General features: G+C 68.3%; 15 protein-coding genes and 1 pseudogene. 7 read left to right on the forward strand and 9 right to left on the reverse strand.

What is annotated here, in order from left to right; translation table 11 throughout:
* Nucleotides 1-94 precede the first annotated feature (94 nt).
* Together B5520_RS09055 and B5520_RS23035 are read left to right on the forward strand one after the other, a co-directional pair.
* Entirely contained in the window at nt 95-1141 is a 1047-nt protein-coding gene (locus tag B5520_RS09055; RefSeq protein ID WP_079596741.1) for an aldo/keto reductase, read from the forward strand.
* A gap of 263 nt (nt 1142-1404) precedes the next feature.
* Nucleotides 1405-1578: pseudogene (locus tag B5520_RS23035) on the forward strand (DUF3040 domain-containing protein); the annotation flags it as partial.
* On the opposite strand, the gene B5520_RS09065 reads toward B5520_RS23035, so the two are convergent.
* Together B5520_RS09065 and B5520_RS09070 are read right to left on the reverse strand one after the other, a co-directional pair.
* Complete coding sequence (locus B5520_RS09065; RefSeq protein WP_079596743.1) at nt 1534-2646, reverse strand: DMT family transporter; 1113 nt, start codon at nt 2644-2646, stop codon at nt 1534-1536. The pseudogene B5520_RS23035 and the gene B5520_RS09065 sit on opposite strands and share 45 nt — an antisense overlap.
* Nucleotides 2643-3236, reverse strand: coding sequence for a TetR/AcrR family transcriptional regulator (locus tag B5520_RS09070; RefSeq protein ID WP_079596744.1), 594 nt, complete (start codon nt 3234-3236; stop codon nt 2643-2645). Before B5520_RS09070 ends, B5520_RS09065 begins: the two co-directional genes overlap by 4 nt.
* A 135-nt stretch (nt 3237-3371) precedes the next feature.
* Here B5520_RS09070 and B5520_RS09075 point away from each other — a divergent pair, with 135 nt between their 5' ends.
* The 5 genes from B5520_RS09075 (at nt 3372) to B5520_RS09095 (ending at nt 8644) form a co-directional block, all read left to right on the forward strand.
* A complete protein-coding gene (locus B5520_RS09075; RefSeq protein ID WP_254865529.1) occupies nt 3372-4232 on the forward strand; it encodes an SDR family NAD(P)-dependent oxidoreductase in 861 nt (286 codons plus the stop codon).
* Nucleotides 4233-4506: 274 nt separating this feature from the next.
* Complete coding sequence (locus B5520_RS09080; RefSeq protein ID WP_079596745.1) at nt 4507-4983, forward strand: hypothetical protein; 477 nt, start codon at nt 4507-4509, stop codon at nt 4981-4983.
* Between the two features lie 29 nt (nt 4984-5012).
* The gene (locus B5520_RS09085) at nt 5013-6899 is read left to right on the forward strand and encodes a glycoside hydrolase family 15 protein (RefSeq protein ID WP_079596746.1); all 1887 of its coding nucleotides are present in this window, start codon (nt 5013-5015) and stop codon (nt 6897-6899) included.
* Between the two features lie 204 nt (nt 6900-7103).
* The gene (locus tag B5520_RS09090; RefSeq protein ID WP_079596747.1) at nt 7104-7403 is read left to right on the forward strand and encodes a DUF4193 domain-containing protein; all 300 of its coding nucleotides are present in this window, start codon (nt 7104-7106) and stop codon (nt 7401-7403) included.
* 170 nt (nt 7404-7573) lie between these two features.
* Nucleotides 7574-8644, forward strand: a complete 1071-nt coding sequence (locus B5520_RS09095) for a quercetin 2,3-dioxygenase (RefSeq protein WP_079596748.1) — start codon at nt 7574-7576, stop codon at nt 8642-8644.
* Nucleotides 8645-8717: 73 nt separating this feature from the next.
* On the opposite strand, the gene B5520_RS09100 is transcribed toward B5520_RS09095, so the two are convergent.
* The 7 genes from B5520_RS09100 to B5520_RS09130 all read right to left on the reverse strand — a co-directional run bounded on the left by B5520_RS09100 (nt 8718) and on the right by B5520_RS09130 (nt 18387).
* On the reverse strand, nt 8718-9950 hold the full coding sequence (locus B5520_RS09100; protein ID WP_079596749.1) for a DUF3500 domain-containing protein: 1233 nt from the start codon (nt 9948-9950) through the stop codon (nt 8718-8720).
* On the reverse strand, nt 9928-11712 hold the full coding sequence (locus B5520_RS09105; protein ID WP_079596750.1) for an FAD-dependent monooxygenase: 1785 nt from the start codon (nt 11710-11712) through the stop codon (nt 9928-9930). The genes B5520_RS09100 and B5520_RS09105 overlap by 23 nt, the downstream gene beginning before the upstream one ends.
* The gene (locus B5520_RS09110; protein ID WP_079596751.1) at nt 11712-12578 is read right to left on the reverse strand and encodes a fumarylacetoacetate hydrolase family protein; all 867 of its coding nucleotides are present in this window, start codon (nt 12576-12578) and stop codon (nt 11712-11714) included. Before B5520_RS09110 ends, B5520_RS09105 begins: the two co-directional genes overlap by 1 nt.
* 74 nt (nt 12579-12652) lie before the next feature.
* Nucleotides 12653-13531, reverse strand: a complete 879-nt coding sequence (locus B5520_RS09115) for an alpha/beta hydrolase (RefSeq protein WP_079596752.1) — start codon at nt 13529-13531, stop codon at nt 12653-12655.
* Between the two features lie 178 nt (nt 13532-13709).
* The gene (locus B5520_RS09120) at nt 13710-14663 is read right to left on the reverse strand and encodes an alpha/beta hydrolase (RefSeq protein ID WP_079596753.1); all 954 of its coding nucleotides are present in this window, start codon (nt 14661-14663) and stop codon (nt 13710-13712) included.
* A complete protein-coding gene (locus tag B5520_RS09125) occupies nt 14663-15700 on the reverse strand; it encodes an alpha/beta hydrolase (RefSeq protein ID WP_079596754.1) in 1038 nt (345 codons plus the stop codon). Before B5520_RS09125 ends, B5520_RS09120 begins: the two co-directional genes overlap by 1 nt.
* Nucleotides 15697-18387: an alpha-L-rhamnosidase gene (locus tag B5520_RS09130; RefSeq protein WP_079596755.1), complete on the reverse strand. Its 2691-nt coding sequence runs from the start codon at nt 18385-18387 to the stop codon at nt 15697-15699. Before B5520_RS09130 ends, B5520_RS09125 begins: the two co-directional genes overlap by 4 nt.
* Nucleotide 18388 lies beyond the last annotated feature (1 nt).

Raw genomic sequence — 18388 nt, forward strand, 5'->3', positions numbered from 1 at the left:
GGACTAAGGCAGGAATCTTCAGGCCTTCGACGGATCTGTGTAGCCTCGTGACGATCAAGGGCATGCAACGCAAGGCATCGGGAGGAGACCGGGGATGAGCCTCAGCGAACTGCGGGTGTTCGGGCGGTCGGGGACCCCCATCAGTCCGCTCACTTTGGGCACCATGAATTTCGGCGAAGGAACGGGCGGGCCGTCCGGCGCGCCCACCGGCGCCGAGGAGAGCATCCGCATCATCCACGCGGCGCTCGACGCCGGGATCACCGCCGTCGACACCGCAGACGTCTACTCACAGGGCCAGTCCGAGCAGGTGGTGGGCAGGGCACTGCGCGGCCGCCGCGACGACGTCTTCCTCGCCACCAAGTTCCACGGACAAATGAGCGCCAACCCCGCCCATTCGGGAAACTCGCGCCGCTGGATCAGCCAGGCCGTGGAGGGAAGCCTCCGCAGGCTGCAGACCGACCGCATCGACCTGTACCAGGCCCACCGGCCGGACTACAACACCGATGTCCTGGAAACCATCACCACCCTCAACGACCTGATCCGGCAGGGCAAGATCCTCTACTACGGCACGTCCGTGTTCACCCCCGCGCAGCTCGTGGAGGCGCAGTGGCTGGCCACCACCAACCACCTCATTCCGCCGCTGGGCAACCAGGTGCCGTACTCCATGCTGGTTCGCGGCAACGAGCGCGACGTGCTGCCCATCGCCCAGCAGTACGGCCTGGGCGTCCTGGCCTACGGCCCGCTGGCAGGCGGCTGGCTGTCCGGCAACTTTGTGCTCGAGTCGGGCCAGGCGCCCACCCGGGTCCATTCGCTCCCCGGACGGTATGACATCTCCGGACCGTCCAGCGAGCGCAAACTCCTGGCCGCGGACTCACTGGCCCGGCTGGCGGACAAGCTGGAGCTCTCGCTCGTGGACCTGGCGGTTGGCTTTGCCCTGGCCCACCCGGCCATCAGCAGCGTGATCATCGGCCCGCGCAACGAGGAGCACCTGCAGGCATACCTGCGCGCGGCGGATGTCCGGCTCGGCGAATCCGTCCTGGACGCCATCGATGACCTGGTGCCGCCGGGCACCAACTTCGTGGAGCGCGACGCCGGCGCCATCGTCCCGTCCATAGAGTTCGCGGAACTGCGACGGCGGTAGCTGCGGTGGGCTGGCCCCGTCGCCGGACACGGCGCAGGGCCACGTGGCAACCCGGCCAGAACGCCAGGGCGGGGAGTCCCGCCAAGATCAGCCTCTAACCCGCTTTGGCCGTGCCGTCCATAAAGACCAGCTGGTCCGAAGAGAAGGGCTGGGTGGAGAGGGGCGTCAAGCCCGGCGCCGGCAGGTCTTGACTGGGCGGGATAAGGCTCCTACGGTCAATACCGATATCCGCATCTCGTGAAATGCAGGGGCATGCCATGCCAATGTCCGAAGAGGAGCGGAGGCTGCTCAAGGAGCTGGAGCTGGGCCTGATTGCCGACGATCCCCACCTGGCCATGGAGCTGCTCTCCGGTTACCCGGCCCGCCGCTTTCCGGCAGGCCTTTTCACTGGCTCAGCCGTTTGCCTGATAGGGCTGGTACTCCTGATGACGGGAATCGGCAGCGAGGGGCCTGCCGCCGTCGTCCTGGGTATTTTGCTGCTGGGGCTGGGCGCCTGCCTGGTCCTGGCCCGGTTCTTCCCCCACTGGCAGCGGCGCCGGGAACAGCCCACCGGTTGACCCGTGCCCGCTGCCGCCCGGCGTGCGCCCCCTGGCACGGCGGGCGACCGGCGTCAGGATGAACAGGCTTCCCAGGACGACGGCGGCGCCGAGCCAGCCAAGTGCCGGGAGCCGTTCCCCCACCACCAGCACGGCGAGGACCGCGGCCACCACCGTTTCCAGCAGGGAGATGCCGGTGGCAGTGCTTGCCCGGATGCGGGCCAGCCCCCAGCCGAACAGGACGTACCCTGCGAACATCGGAACGAGCGCCATGTAGGCGCCCACCGAGAAGTTGGTCCACGACTCCAGCAGCGGCCTGCCCGTCACAGCGAGCAACGGCATCAGCAGCAGCCCGCCAATGCCGAAAACCGCGCCCATGGCGGCCCTGGACGTGATCCCGCCGCCGATCAGCCGGTGTGCTGCCCAGGAATAGAGGGCGTACGTGCCGCCGGCCACCAGCCCCAGCAGGATGCCCACGGTCGAGGCCCACGGGCCGGCGCTTTCGGAGCCGGACGGGCTATGGCCGGCAAAGGACAGCAGCCCCGCGCCGGCCACTCCGAGCACCGCACCGATGACCCACCGCCGGGTGAGCGGCTTGCGGTCCGCGAACCGCTCGATCAGCGCCGCGGCAACGGGGGCCGAACCGATTGAGACCACGGTTCCGATGGCCACCCCGGAAAAATGCATCGAGCTGTAGAAGGCAAGGGGGTAGACGGCAACGGCTGCTGCCGCCAGGGATACCAGGCGCCATCGCTCCAGCAGGCCGTGCCGCTGGTCCATGATGTGCCTGGCCGCGTACACCGCCTGCAGCAGCCCGCCGATGCCCATCGCTACGGCTCCGATGGCAAGCGGGCTCACGGACGGGGCAAACGTGGCCGCTGTTCCTGTGGTTCCCCAGAGTATTGACGCCGCCACGACAAAGAGGGCGCCCCAGAGCGGGGCGTTCGGGTGGCTGTGATCTGCTGTCACAGGTCTTCCAGCATCCGCATGGCGATGGCCCGGGCATCCTGGAGCCGGTCATCGCTGCCTTCCAGGCCCGCCCTGGCCATGGCACCCTCCAGCAGGAAGGACAGGTGCCGGGCCAGGTCCGCGGCCCGTTCTTCCTCCCCCGGCAGCAGCCCGGCCACACGCTCCGCCAGGAGGCTTTCCACTTCGTCCTTATGCTGCCGGACGGCAAGCCTGCCGGGGTCGCCCGCCGGCAGTTCCGCTGCCGCATTGAGGAGGCCGCAGCCCCGGAAACCGTGGCTGTAGGCGGCGTTGGCGTGGTCCACATAGGCGTCGAAGATGGCAAGTACGCCGTCCCGGGGACCCCTCGCCGCCTCCAGCCTCCCCCGGTACAGGCTGAGCCATTCCTCATGCCGGGCTTCCAGGTAGGCCGCCACCAGGTCGGCTTTGGACGAGAAGTTGTTGTACAGGCTCTTCTTTGCCACTCCCGCTTCCGCGGTAATCGTGTCGATACCGGTGGCGGCGACGCCCCGGGCGTAGAACAGCCGGGAAGCGGCGTCGAGGAGCAATTCCCGGGCCCGACGCCTGGGCGGGATGGAAACGTTGTGGGACATACAGCTCCTTGGAGTAGGTAGACCAGTCTACCTACCTGGAGGGATTTCACCAGCCTGCTCGGGCAATCCCCTGCACTATGGCCAGGACCGGTGATTCGTGCTGGGATATTGACGGGATGGAAGCGTCGGGAGGCGATGGCCGTGGGTTCGATGGACGGACGCGTTGCGCTGGTGACCGGGGCGACGGGCGGCCTGGCAAAGGCAGTGGCCGCCGGCCTGGCCCGGGAAGGCGCCACGGTCGTGGTGGTGGGCCGCACCGTGGCGCGGGCGGACGAAGCGGCGGGGGAAATTCGCACCCGCGTTCCCGCAGCGACGCTTGAGCCGCTCGCCTGCGATCTTTCCCTGCAGTCCTCGATCCGTTCCGCCGCGGACACGTTCCTGTCCCGGCATGACCGGCTGGACGTCCTGGTCAACGCCGCGGGGGTGTTCCGCAAGGAACGCCATGAGACGCCTGACGGGCTTGAACTCACGTTTGCCACCAACGTGATGTCCTACTTCCTGCTGACGAGCCTCCTGTTGGACGCCCTAAAGAGAGGCGCCGCCACCAACGGGTCTGCACGGATTGTGAACATCGCTTCGAGGTACGGGAATACGGGGCTCACCTTTGACGACCTGCAGACGGCCAAGGGCAAGTACAGCTACCTCCGCTCCACTCCCCCAACCATGCTCGCCCGTGTCCTCCTGACACAGGAGTTCGCGGAGCGGCTGAAGGGATCCGGCGTTGTGGCAAACGCTGCACATCCGGGCCTGGTCAAGAACACCGCACTGCTGCGGGACGTGGGCGGGCCGTTCCAGTGGGTCACCAACACATTCGGCAGCCCTGCCGAAAAGGCTGCCGACACCCCTCTGTGGCTGGCCACCTCAAACGAAACTGCTGGAGTTACCGGCAAGCTGTGGGCCCGGCGCAAGGAACTGCCGACGCCGGGAATGGGCTCCGACCCGCAGGCCCGCCGGCGGCTCTGGGGAGAGTGTTCCCGGCTGGCCAATCGCTCGTAAGGCGACCTTCTCCCGCAGGCGCCGGGTCTCGAGTCTCGCATCTCGCACAATCCTTCACAGCCACGGCGGCGCCCGTTCAGCCGCACCTTGCCGTCCGACGCAGCTCCTCACGCCCTGCCCACAGTGTCTTGACAGGCCCCTGCGCCGGTTCTAAATTCAAGGTATTCCTTTTTAGAGCGAGGAGCCATGCTTTCTCCCACAATGCATCTCTACACCGGCGCAGTTGCACCGGCCCGGGCTTCCGGAGGCCAAGCCCGGAGCGGGGCGGCATGAGATGGACTGGCAAGGGTGGGCCCTCTTCGGACTGCTCGCAACGGCGGCACTGACAGTTGTCCTGATCGCCGCTCAGATGGCAGGACTCACGCGGCTTGACCTTCCACTGGTGCTAGGCACCATGGTGACGCCGGATCCGGACCGGGCACGGGCGGTGGGCTTCTTCATCCACCTCGTGGTGGGCCAGGTGTTCGCCCTCGGGTACGCCGCAACGTTCGCACTGCTGGGCCGGGCAACCTGGTGGATCGGCGCACTGCTGGGGCTCCTGCACGTGGCGGTGGCGCTGACTGTCATCCTGCCCCTGCTGCCGGGCGTCCATCCGAGGATGGCGTCCACCAGGGCGGGCCCCGGAACCGCAGCCGTGCTGGAGCCCCCCGGGCTGCTGGGACTGAACTACGGCATCCAAACGCCGGCAGTCGCCGTCGTGGCCCATCTGGTCTACGGCGCCATGCTCGGGCTCCTGTTGAGGGCACTGTGAAACCCGGGCCCGGGACGCGGCAACAGGCCATGCCCGGCGGGAAAGCCACGGCACCACCCCTTCCGGCTCACCCACCTCCCCTTCCCGCCCACCCCTGGCAGCCGGCACCCATCGCCGACTACGGCCTGGTGGGCGACACCCGGACGGCGGCCCTGGTGTCCGCCCGGGGATCGGTGGACTGGATGTGTGCTCCGGCTTTCGACGGCGAACCCATCTTCGGTGCCCTGCTGGGAGGAGAGGAGGCCGGCTGGTTTGTTGCAGGTCCCGCCGGACCGGCTGAACTGGCAACGCGCCGGTACCGGGGCAACACCGCCACCCTGGAAACCGTCTGGCAGTCCGGCAAGGGACGGCTGACCCTGACTGAGGCGATGGTGGCCGAAGTATCGGGTGCCCTTCTCCCGGCGACGGTCCTTGTCAGGCGACTCAGTGCTGAAGGTGCCCCGGTGACCGCTACCGTCGATTTCAATCCGCGCCTGGGCGAAAACCACCGCCGGCCACGGGTGAGCAAACGCGGCCGGGACATCGTCTGTGAGTGGGGACCGCTGGCGCTCTCGCTGGGCTGCAGTACGGAGTTTCCGTTGGAATGCGGCACGCAGCAGACCTTGACCGTGCATCCCGGCCGGCCGGTGACACTGGTCCTCGCACTGGCGTACGGGGAACCGCTCATCCATCTGGACCCATCGGCAGCCTGGGACCTGCTCCGCCGGGACGAACAGCGGTGGGAGGCGTGGTCGGAGGCGGTCGACGCGGACATGCCGTTCCGCGCGCACGTGCTGCGGAGCCTGCTCACCCTCCGGCTGCTCACCTACTCCCCCTCCGGCGCTCCGGTCGCCGCCCCCACAACATCCTTGCCGGAGGACCCCGGCGGAATACGGAACTGGGACTACAGGTACGCCTGGCCGCGGGACGCAAGCATCGGCGTCGGCGCCTTTTTGCGGGCAGGCAAAACCGACGAAGCCCTCGCTTTCCTCGGCTGGCTGCTGCATGCCAGCCGGCTCCAGCGTCCCCGGCTCTCCGCACTGCTGACGCTGGCCGGCGGGCATGTTCCCCGGGAACGGGTGCTTCAGGGCTGGCCCGGCTACGCGGGGAGCAGGCCGGTGCGGACCGGCAACGGCGCGGCCGGTCAACACCAGCTGGACGGATACGGCTGGGTGCTGGACGCGGCATCCGTCCTGGTGGGCGGCGGCCACCCGCTCTATTCGGAAACGTGGCGGGCCATGCGCGGGTTTGCCGACCTTGTGGCGTCGCAATGGGGTGAACCCGATGCCGGCATCTGGGAGATCCGCGCTGACGCCGCCCACCATGTCCATTCCAAACTGATGGCCTGGCTTGCACTGGACAGGGCGCTGCGCATCGGAACCACGCACCGCCTCAGCAGCGGCCACCGCCGTCGCTGGCAGCTGGCGCGGGATGCGCTTGCGGCTGAGATCCGCAGCAAAGGCGTGGATCCGGCCCGGAACACGTACACCCGGACCTACGGTTCGCAGGACCTGGACGCCGCCCTGCTGGTTCTTCCGCTGATTGGACTGGACGAACCGGAATCGGCCAGGGTCCGGGCCACCGTGGATGCCGTCAGGACGGAATTGGCCGCCGGCGGCCCCCTGCTGTACCGGTACCCGCCGGGGAAGGACGGGCTGGCCGGCGGCGAAGGCGCCTTCTTCCCGTGTTCCTTCTGGCTGGTGCAGGCGTTGGCCATGACCGGCAGGAGCGCCGAGGCGGAGGCAGCATTCCGCTCCCTGCTGGACCTGGCTTCCCCGCTGGGGCTCTTCAGCGAAGAGCTGGACCCTGCATCAGGTGCGCTCCTGGGCAACTACCCGCAGGCCCTCACCCACGCCGCGCTGGTCCAGGCCGCTTTGGCGCTCCGGGACAACCCGCCCATGGACGCAGGGAAAGCCCCACACCCGGCTGGACCATAAAGTGAGCCGGCCACTGAGCCGGCAAGCCAAGCAGCAGGAACCCATCGGCTTCGTGGGAGCCGTGGCTGCCGCGGTCCCCGCGCTATGGCGTCTGCAACCGTAATTCAGTATCTTGGCAGCGCCGGGAATATCTGGGGACCGCCCCGGGTTTTCGCTCTGTCCAGAATAATCTGGGCACCAGAAGCCGGACAGGAGAACGCATCAATGGCAGTTGACTACGACGCTCCGCGGGTGACACCGGAGGAAGAACCCAATGTCGCCCTGGAGGAGCTCAAGACCGAGAAGCCGGGGCGCCGGGAGGCAACCCCCGACGTTGACGAGACGGACCTCGCGGACAGCTTTGAGCTGCCCGGAGCCGACCTTTCGAACGAGGAACTCCAGATCCAGGTGGTTCCGGTCCAGGCCGACGAATTCACCTGTATGTCCTGTTTCCTGGTTCACCACCGCAGCCAGTTGGCGAGGGAAAAGGACGGCAACAAGTACTGCCGGGAGTGCGAGTCCTGACGGGGAGCAGCTGCAGGGCGGAAGCGGGCCACTCCGCTTCCGCCGGGAATCACAGCTGCCTGGGGTTTTGGTTTTCATCCATTGGAATTTCCGGTCGTGGCCGGAGCTGCTGCCAGCCATGATGTAGGTCACGCTCCGGCAAGGGCCGGCCGACTGGAAAGAAGGAAACCATGTCCCTCAGCGTTGAGGAAATGAACACCCAGCTCCCGGCAGCCAACGTGCTGCCCGGCGAAGCGGTCCCCTACTACATGGCGTCCGGCGAGGGCGCACGCTACGAAATCAATGGCCAGCTGGTGACGGTAATCGCCCGCGCGGCGGACACCGGCGGCATCTTCAGCGCCGCCTACATCTCGGGCGGCATGGGCGCGGAATCCCCCTTCGTGAGCCACAAGGTGGAGCACAAGACCCTCTATGTTTTTGACGGCATCCTGCACGTCTGGCTGCCCGGCGAAAGCCGGATCCTCACCCCGGGCGACTCGGTCGTCATCCCGCCGAACACCCCGCACGCCTACCGAATGGCCAGCCACTACACCCGCTTCCTGAACTGGATGACCCCCGGCGGCGCGGAGGCGTACTACGAGCGGGTGGGCACCCCCATCGATTCCCACGTCCCGCCGGTGCGCGCCGGCCACTCGGCAAGCCTGCAGGAGCAGGCCGAGGTGGGTGCCGAGTTCGGCATCACCTTCCCCGACGTGGAGCGCGTGGCCCCTTCGTTCAAGCACGACGCCGGCCTGCCGCCCACGCAGAGCCCCTACTTCCTCAGTGCCGGGGAAGGCGAGCGCCTGGTCAGCTACCAGACCATGTTCACCTACCTGTCCCGGCCCGCCAACACCGGCTCCAACTACTTCGCGGTGCACACCAAAGGCGCCAAGTCGCCCTACATTCCGCTGCACTTCCACTCCGAGCACACGGAGAACTTCATCTGCACGGAGGGCCGGATGTGGCTGTACGCCAACGGCCGGGAGGTGCTGCTGACCAAGGGCGACTTTGTGCATGCCCCCGCCGGCACCATCCACTCGTTCGCGTTCGATTCCCACAACACCCAGATGCTGGGCTTCCTGACGCCGTCCGTCTTCAACGGCTTCTTCGAGTACTTCAACAAGCCCACCGAGGACTACATGTACACCGAGGGCGGCGAGCCCTACATGGACATGGAGGGCTTCGGCCGGGCCCAGGCCGAGATGGACCTGACCGTGGTGGGTCCCCCGCCGCAGCGCCGCGCCGCACTCGACATCCCCTAGCCTCCCGCCGCAACGCCAAAAAGCAGCACCAAAGAAGGCCCGGACTTTTGAAAGCCCGGGCCTTCTTGCTGTCTTAGCGGGCCTGCTTCACCAGTTCACGGCCGTAGTCGTTGCCGTTGGGCGTGCGGACCACGGTGTGCATGTGGAACGGGGCGGGCTGGTCGTTGCTGAGGAACACGCCGGTGTGGTGGTCGAGTTCCAGGACCGCCACCGGGCTTTGGATCCGGAAGTAGAACGCTTCCTCACCTTTCCAGCCGCCGATCCAGCTGAAGAAGGTCTCGCCATAGTGCTCCTGGATCTCCCGCCGTCGGGCAGCCCTCGGACCATCCGGGAGGTAGGCGATGAAGTCGTCCACCACGGCATCCAGCAGCGCACGGGCCTCCGCCGGCATGCCGGTCACCGGGATGCCCTCGTACGGGATCTCCCGGTTGTCTTGGAAGCAGCCGCCCAGGTGGCGTTCGTCGCCGGGATGGATGCGCCCCTCGGGCATGGCGGGATCCACCATCTCCTGGTACACGGTTGCCTCCGCCCGGAGGCCGTCCGGCAGCGCAGCCATCAGAGCGCGGGCCAAGGCGATCCGTTCCTTGAACACCTTGACCCCCTTGTAGGGGCCGTCGTCGATCATGTCCGGCTCGGCACCCATGAACACAGGTGAGATGACCAGCTGCGTCCCGGCCACCAGGCAGTTCAGCGCGGCGTGATGGCCGAAAATCTGCCATCCCCAGGGCTCGGTCTCGGACGGCTCGCCATACAGGGCCACGTTGTAGCTGAACTCGTTCATCAGCAGCGGCAACTCCACCAGGTCACCCAGGAATCCGTTGATCCGCATCAGGTTCCGCACCAGCCCGTAGCCCTCGGCGCTCAGGCTTGCCTCCACCAGCGCCAAGGCTGCGTCGCGGACCGGCGGTTCCAGCTCATCCAGCCGCAGCCCGGTATCGTGCTGCATGAACTCGGGGTTGGCCCAGCTCTGCCATTCCGGAGCGTCGACGGCGTAGCACAGCTTCCGCTTCTGCTCGGGCGTGACCGCTCCGAGCAGCTTGCCGGCTGCCGCCACCATTTCCGCCGTCGGCGCTTCTTCGCCGGGACGTGCGGCGGCCAGCGGAAACAGGCCTTCACGGCGGACGCCGTCGCTGGTGATGCCGCTAAAGGGCTGCGGATAGAGCTTTTTCCAGCCTTCAATCATGGGCCCGGCGAAGGAATCGGTGGTGGCCGCTTCCGCATATTCGCGGGCGTTCAGGCCCCGGATTTCCGCCACCCGGGGGTGGTCCGGGGCAAAAAGGAAGTCACGGAATGACAGCGTCGACACGGGTGCTCCTGAAATGGTCGTGGGATGCCGGAGATTCGAAGGCCGGCTCCTGGGATTCCGGCTGCCTGGATTCCGACTGCCGGGCTGCTGCCCAGCCGGCGGCGGTGGACAGTGCTGCGGCCGCAGCTTCGGTGGAGCTGCCGCGCCATGCCACGTGCTGGTCCGGACGGACCAGCACGGCGTCCGCTCCCCACAGCTCGGAGGGCGGTGTTCCGTCATCGAAAGGGCCGACGGCGGCAACGGCCACCGGGATGCCCAGCCGGGCGGCGGCGTCCAGCACCGGCGCAAACGCCTCGGCTGCGGGCACTCCACCCAGCACACCGGCGTCGGCCAGCAGGGTGAAGCCCGCGCCCAGCCGGCTGTAGACAGACGTGGAGTCAGCCAGCCAGGCGTGCGGCAGCAGTGCGCCGGGGCTCGCGGAGGGAACATAGCGGATGGGGTCCTCGGCGGGGACTGGCGAACCGTCGGGCACCACCATGGATGAATCACCGTAGGCATACCCAAGCACCAGGCCCAGGGAATCGAACTCGCTTTGCTTCACGGCGAGTGCCTGCTCCGCCGCCTGCCGGGCGGCTTCGCCTGACGGGCCTGCGGCGACCAGGTCAGGGTCGGCGAAATGGTAGGCCAGTGCCTTGCCGTTGGCCGCGGCGTCGCTGATGGTGCGGGCGGCCACCGGCCGGCGCTCCTCCCCGTAGCTTGCCAGAAGCGCGCGACCGGCCCATCCCGTGATGGTGGCGGCGAGCTTCCAGGCCAGGTTGGCGGCGTCACCGATGCACGTGTTGAAGCCATGTCCGCCCCAGGGCGGGTTGAGGTGGGCGGCGTCGCCAACCAGGAAGATCCTGCCTCTGCTGTATTCGGGGGCCAGCAGCATACGGGCCGTCCAGGGGTCGGTGGCAAGCACATCAACATCCACGTCCGAACCCACCAGGGAGCGCACCAGGGCGCCGGCCTCCTCCTGGTCCACGTCCCGGTCCGGGTCAACCCCCTGCACAATGGCCCACCAGGTGTCCTGCAGGTCCATGGGTCCCACCATGCCTGCTGCCTCCGAGCCCACCACCCAGTACTGGACGGCGGGGTCCAGTGCCACGGCAGATGCGAGCCCGCTGGAACGGAAGAGGATGCTGATGTTGGACAGCGCCGCGGACCCGCCTTCCAGCCTGATGCCCAGGCTGCGCCGCACGGTGGAGGATCCGCCGTCGGCCCCGATCACGTAGTCCGCGGTGATGGTCCGGCTGATGCCGGAAGGGCTGGCGACGGCGACGGCGTACGGCGCGTCTTTCCCGGAAACCTCCGTCACGGACCAGCCCGTCAGAAAGGTCACCAGCGGATTGCGTGCCGCCGCATCGCGCAGCACCTCTTCCAGGACCGGCTGCGGAACCTGCTGTCCGCATTCGGGCTGGGGGCCGTACCGGCCCGGGACCAGCTGGAACGCGTTGCGGAAACGGCGCAGCTCATGCGCCGCGGGACCGGTGAGGCCGGTGCAGAAAATGACGTCCTGCGCGTAGTCCACCGGGAGCGGCGAGGCTGCCCGGAGCGCGTCCGCGAGTCCGAGCCTTCGCAGGTGGGTCATGGTGCGGGCGTTGGTGGTTTTCGCCCTCGGCCGGGTGTGGTCCACCGTTGTCCGGGGCTCGATGACGGTGCTGGGGATACCGCGGACGGCCAGGTCCAGCGCCAGGAAGAGTCCGCTGGGGCCGCCTCCGGAGATGAGGACCTGAGCCTCCTCCGGGATCCCGCTTGCCGGGGCGTCCTGGAAGGTGGCCATCAGGCACGGCTCCGGAGTGAAACATCACCGACGGGCGTGGTGAGGGTGCCGAGCTTCTCGATTTCCACCTCGACGGTGTCGCCCGGCTGGAGCAGCCACTGGGGCGTGCGGGCGTAGCCGACACCTTCGGGGGTGCCGGTGGCGATGACGTCGCCAGGGTGCAGCGTGAAGGTCCCGCTGATCAGCGAGATGATGGCCGGTACGGAGAAGATCATGTCCCGGGTGTTGCCGTTCTGGGCCTCCACACCGTTGACCCGGGTGCGCACCCGCAGTCCGTCCCGAAGGTCGCCCACCTCATCGCGGCTTACCAGCGGGCCGAGCGGGCCGCTGAAGTCGCCGTTTTTGCCCAGCGTCCACTGCGAGGTGAGCTTTTGGGCGGTGCGGGAGGTGATGTCGTTGAAGGTCGAATAGCCGAAGACCGCCTCTGCGGCCGTGGCCTCGTCCGCAGATTCCACCCGGCGGCCGATGTAGGCGGCAACTTCGCCTTCCCAGTCCAGGCCCGCTTCGCCCGCCGGGACAGGAACGGGAACGTTGCCAACTGACAGGGATGCCGTCCAGCGCCCGAAGAGGGTGGGGTACGGCGGAAGTTCCTGGTCCTTGTAGCTGCCCTCGGCGGCGTGGGCTTTGTAGTTCAGTCCCACGCAGATGACCCGCGCGGAAGCGGGGACGAGCGGTACTTCGGTGACGCTGCCGCGCTCCAGCGAGGTGCCGGCGTCGGACGCTGCAGACACCAGCGAGACAGACTTGTCTTGCCAGCCCTCCGCGTCCGCCCAAAAGTCCGAAACCGGGGTGAGCGGGACAACGCGCGCGCCTGCGAGGGCCGCTGCCCAGGGTTCGCCAAAGTGGTTGATGCCGATGAACTGCATGTGAAGCCTTTCGGGTCTGCCCGGCACGCTTGGGTGCCGGGTTGCGGGTCTGTGGTTCTGCTTGGTGGTCTTGTTCAGTGGTTCTGCGCCTGGCGGCGGAAAAAATCGATGGTGGCGGTGGTGGCTTGCTGCGCGGCGGCCTGGCTGGCATCCGGGAGCGCCCACATGTGGTCAGCCTCATCGATCAGGAGAAGTTCGACGGCGGCGCCCGCGGCTTCCAGCGCCGCGGCAAAGGTGGCCGACTGGGCCACGGGGACGTACCGGTCGGTGGTTCCGTGGGCGAGGAGGAAGGGCGGCGCATCCGGGTGTACGTAGGTGATCGGGCTGGCGGCGGCGGCCTTGTCCGGAGCGTCCGCGGGCTGCGCACCGATCAGCAGGGCTTCCCGCGAGCCGGGATCGTCGGCGCGCGCGACGGCGTCCGGCCGGGCCTGCGTGCCCATCCGGTTCAGGTCGGTGGGCGGGTACCAGGCGGCCACTGCGGCCACTGCGGCCACTGCCTCATCAGTTGCGTTGCCGGGTTCGCCGAATTCCTTGGCGCCGGCGGTCAGTCCCACCAGGCTGGCGAGGTGCCCGCCCGCCGAGTCACCCCAGGCGTAGATGCGGTGCGGGTCCACGTTGTATTCGTCGGCGTGCTCCCTCAGCCACCGGACCGCCGCCTTGGCGTCCAGCAGCTGCGCGGGGAAAGTGGCAACGGTGGTCAACCGGTAGTCGGCGGACGCGACCACAAAGCCCGCGTCCACCAGCTGCTCGATGGGGCTGAGTCCGAAGCTATCGACGGTGGGTCCCAGCGAGGAGCGACCGCCGGTCCGCCAGCCGCCGCCGTGGAAATGGACGACGGCGGGAAAAGTGCCCCCGGTGGATGAGCCCGCCGGCAGGTAGAGGTCCAGCAGCAGCGGGCTCGAACCATTGGGGCATGCGAACTCAATGCCTTGAAGGATCCGCCCTGCCGTCATCGTTGACTCCATATGCACTACGCCGTTCTGTCCGTGTTTTTGTTGTCCGCGGGCCTGCCGTGCGGGCTGCGTCCTGACTCAACTTTCGGGCATATGGCTGCTGCCCGGCGCGGGCGGTTTCACTGAATGAAAAGAGTTCGGCAGCGTACGAACGTGCCCCGGCAGGCGCTGGAAGCAGTCACCGGGCACGCGCCGAGGACAGCTCCCTGGCCAGGAAATCCAACGCCGGCTGACCCTCAGGAAGTCCGGCCGTGTGGTTCAGGTGACCGTGGAACGCACCTTCCGCCAAGAAGTAGGTCACCGGAACCTTTGCCCGTTCCAGGGCCGAGGCGAACAGCTCGGACGAGCCGCGGGCGTCGTCGTACTCGCACGCCAGCAGGGCCGTGGGCGGAAGCCCGGCAGGGTCGGCGTAGCCCGGCATCGCATAGGACGATGCCATGCTGACCGGCCCGCCCACGTAGTTTTCCGCCTGCCGGATGCAGTCCTCGGGCGTAAACCGCAGGTGCCGCGGCAGCCGCGCCATCACTTCCTCGTCCAGGCCCTTCGCCGGCGGCGAAAGTTCCGCGTGCAGGAACGGGTACGCGAGCAGGAGCTTGGCCGGCAGTGGTTTTCCGGCGTCAATCAAGTACAGGGCGGCACCCACCGCAAGGTTTCCGCCGGCGCCCGCCCCGCCCAGGCACAGAAGCTCCGGATCCAGGCCAAGGGACACTGCGTTCTGCCGCGCCCAGAACCACCCTGTCAGGGCGTCGTCGTGCGGAACCGGGAAGGAGACGCCGTCCCGGGCCAGCCGGTAGTCAACGGAGAGCACCGGCGTCCCACCGTCAGCCAGCACCCGGGCGAGGTAGTCGGATTCTGGAATGTCCAGTCCGCCGCTGACGAACCCTCCCCCGTGCAGCCACACCAGGGCCGGACTGTCCGGGGAAGTCGCCTCACCGTAGATCCGGACACTGACCGGACCGTGCCTCCCGTCAGCGGAGACGGTACGGATGGGAACGTCCGGCCCCGGGGAGCGGACAGCGTCCGGGTTAAGGAATTGGGGGCCTTCCGGGGTGGCCAGGTATTCGGCAAAACCGGCGTCGGGTGCCAGGCCGCTGCCGGCAACCGGAGCGGTATGTTCTGTTTGCGGGGACATCACGGCTGCCCCAGCTTTTGGGAGAGGTACAAAACGGCGGTGGCCAGGATGGTGTCCATCTGGTCCTCCGCCCCGAAGAAGCAGTGGTCACCGCCCTTGATGGTGACCACTTCATGATCCACTCCGGCAGCGGCGAGCGCCGCGGCGAGGAGATCGGTCTGGGCGTGCGGCACCAGTCCGTCGCGGTCGCCATGGACCAGAAGGAATGGCGGCGCCCCGGCATCGGCATACGTGACCGGGCTGGCGGCGGCAAGCAGCGCAGGATCATCCGAGCCGCCCACCAGCATGTACTCGGGCTGCAGTGACATCCCGGCCGGCACTGCGGAGGTCAATGCCGGCGGAAACAGCCCGTCCGGCCCGGCCATGGGCGGGATGTCAACGAGGGAGGAGACGCCGTAGAAATCGACGACGGCGCTGATGGCACTGGGGTGCCCCTGCGCACCGAGCCCGCCGTCAAGGTCCCCGCGGTTCCCGGTCAGCCCCAGCATGGCCACGAGGTGGCCGCCGGCGGATTCGCCCCAGGCCCCGAACCGGGCGGGGTCCACGCCCAGGACCTCCGCGAATTCCCGGAGGTAGCGGACAGCGGCTTTGAGGTCATGCAGCTGCGCAGGGAAAGGTGCTTCAAGTGAGTGCCGGTAGTCCACGGTGGCACAGGCCATGCCGGCCTCGTTGAGCAGGCGGAACACCGAGTCCGGCGCGAACGTGGGCGGCAGCTCGCGCCGGTCCCCCAGCTGGAACGCGCCGCCGTGGACCCAGAGCACCAGCGGGACCGGGCCGGACGCCTGGCGTGGCAGCCAGACGTCCATCTTCAGCGGCCGGAACCCGATGGCGCGCGCATAGGTGAGTTCCCGGTGCACGGTTGAAATGTCCGAGGCCGGTTCCGGAGTGCCGGGGGCGTCGAAGACGGGGAACGGCGGAACATCCACCCCGCCAGGGCGGGAAGTGTCCGGCGGGGAAGTGTCCAGTCGGGAAGTGTCCGGCGGGGCGACATTCTGGCGGGCAGGATCGAATACGTCGGTTGCTTCTTCCACTGTCATAGTGTGCTCCTCACAAGCTCGGGTTTCCGGACGCCGCCGGCGGCGGCAAGAATGGTGTGTGTCCCGGGGCCCACGACGGCGGCGGGCCGGCCGGGCAGCCGTACCTCGGCGCTGGTGCCGGACGGGACCACGGCGGTGAGCGTCAGCCCGCCGTCGTCCGTTGCCCACTGCACTTCAATCAGGCCCTGCGGGCCCTGGTGGGAGGTGCCGGCTGACGTCAGTCCTGCCCCGGGGCGCGGCTCGATGATGACCTGCTTGTAGCCCGCGCTGCCCGGCGCCTGCCGGAGCCCGGCGCTGTAGCGGTGCAGGAAGGACACCACGGCGCCCTTGCTGTAATGGTTGAGCGACTGGTGCGGGGTGCCGTCCGTATCCAATCCGTTCCAGAGTTCCCACATGGTGGTGGCGCCCCGGTCCACCATGGCCAGCCAGGACGGTTCGGTGTCCTGCATCAAAAGCTCGTACGCCAGGTCAAGTTCGCCGTTGTCCGCGAGGACGGGCAGCAGGTAGGGCGTGGCCAGGAAGCCGGTGCCCAGGTGGGTGCCGGCGTCCCGGATCAGCGACACCAGCTGCGCGGTGACGGCGGCCCGATGTGCGGGGCTGACCAGGTCGAAGGCCAGGGCGCGGACGCAGTTCGCCTGGCTGGCCTCCGTGACCCGTCCGTCGGCATCGAGGTATTCGGTTTCCCATGCCTGCCGGATGCCGGCCGAGAGCGCGGCCAGGTCCCGGGCTTCGGCGGGGAGGTCCAGGACGTGGGCGATCCGTGCCATCAGCGCGGTGGTGTTCCGGTAGAAGGCGGTGGCCACGATGCCGTGGTCGGCATCGCGGGCGGCGAACAGGTTGGGCGGCGGCCCGCCCGGTTCCATCCATTCGCCCCAGTGGAAGCCGGTGTCCCACAAATACTTCTCGTGCGGCGCGGCTACGGGACCGGCGGCTGCGCGGGAGGCGTGCCGCTGCGATTCGGCGGTGGAACGGACAAAGCCGAGCCAGCGGTTCATGGCGTCCCAGTTTTCCGCAAGGATGTCAGCGTCCCCCGTGGCCAGGTACAGCTCCCAGGGGACCATCACGATAGCGTCGCCCCAACCGGCGGACCCGTTCACGAAGGCCATGAAGTCGGCGGAGGTGGCGGCGGGCCCGGGCGAAGGCGAAATGTTGGCAATAATCCCGTTGTCCCATTGGTCCGCCCGCACGTCCCGAAGCCACTTGCGGGAAAAGCCTGTGACGTCGAACAGATAGGCGGCGGTGGGGACGAAGAGCTGCCAGTCCCCGGTCCAGCCGGCCTTTTCGCGTTGCGGGCAGTCGGTGGGGACCTCGCAGGAGTTGTCCCGGAAGCTCCATTCCACGATGTCATGGAGCCGGTTCAGCCGGTCTTCGCTGCAGCTGAAGGAGCCGATGCTCTCCAGGTCGGTCTGGACCAGGCAGCCGGTGATGTCCCCCGGCAGCAGATCGGCCCGGAGCCCTTGGATGGAGACGTACCGGAAGCCGTGCGTGGTGTGCCGCGGCTCGAACATTTCCCCGGGCGTTCCCGAGGCGATGACGGAGTCCACCTGCCCCGCGTCAAGGAAGGCGCCGGGGGAACGGAAGTCGTGCGGGCGGAGGTGGTCGCGGGTGACGTCGCCGGTTTTGTCCAGCGCCTCACCGTAGGCCAGGGTGACTGTCTCGTCCGGGTCCCCCAGCTTTCCGAGCCGCACCCAGCCGTGGATGTTCTGGCCGAAATCCACCACCTGGTTCCCGCCGGCCAGGCGCGTGATGGACACCGGTGCGAACTCCCGGACCACGCGGGTGGGCGGCGCGGTTTGTCCTGCCAGGTTGCGGTACGAGCAGTTGCGGACGACGGCGGCACCCGCCGTGGGTGCGCCGCCGGCCGTCCCCGTGTTGCCGAGGACCCGGAAGTCCACGCGCTGGCCCGCCATCAGGTCTGCGGCCACGATTTCGGTGGGTGCGACGTGCCAGGACGCGTCGGTGCCGATGACCTTCCGCCCCGGCCCGGACTCCAGTTCCAGCTGGGCAAGGAAGGCCGTCTGTGTTCCGTACATGTCGGCGTCGCGCGTGTAGCCGAACGTGCCGCGGTACCAGCCGTCGGTGAGCACCGCAGTAGCGGTGTTGGTGCCCGCGCGCAGCAGCGGGGTGACATCGTGCGTCTGGACCTGGAGGGTGCTGTGGTAGCTGGTGGATCCGGGCGTGAGCTCCTGGTTGCCAACGCGCTGCCCGTTGATGAACAGTTCGTAGATGCCATGAGCGGTGGCGTAGGCGCGGGCCACGTCCGGGGCGGCCGCCAGGGAGAAGCTGGTGGAGAGGGCATAGCCGGGGCGCCGTCCCGGCGGAGGGGTTTCCCGCTCCTCCGGGCCGATCCACCGGGCTTGCCAGTCGGAGGGGTGCAGGAGTCCCAGTTCCACGGCCATCGGCGCGGACCAGCCGCTGTCCGTTTCGGTGCCGTCTTCGCGGATGTTCCACGTGCGGACACGCCATTCGAAGCGGCTCCTCGACTGCAGGGCAGGGCCCGTGTACGGCACCAGCAGATGCCGGCCGGAGGGCACCCGGCCGGTGTCCCACCCGTTGGTGGCCTGGATGCGGTAGCCCGACTGGGCTGTGGTCCCGGCCGGCGGTGTCCAGCTCAGGCGCGGCCGCGTGGTGGTGAGGCCGATGGCTTCGGCCAGGTGCTCGGCCCGAAGCCGGGTGGGGGCAGTCATG

Origin of the sequence: Arthrobacter sp. P2b (genome assembly GCF_900168295.1) — a bacterium.
Classification (GTDB): domain Bacteria; phylum Actinomycetota; class Actinomycetes; order Actinomycetales; family Micrococcaceae; genus Arthrobacter.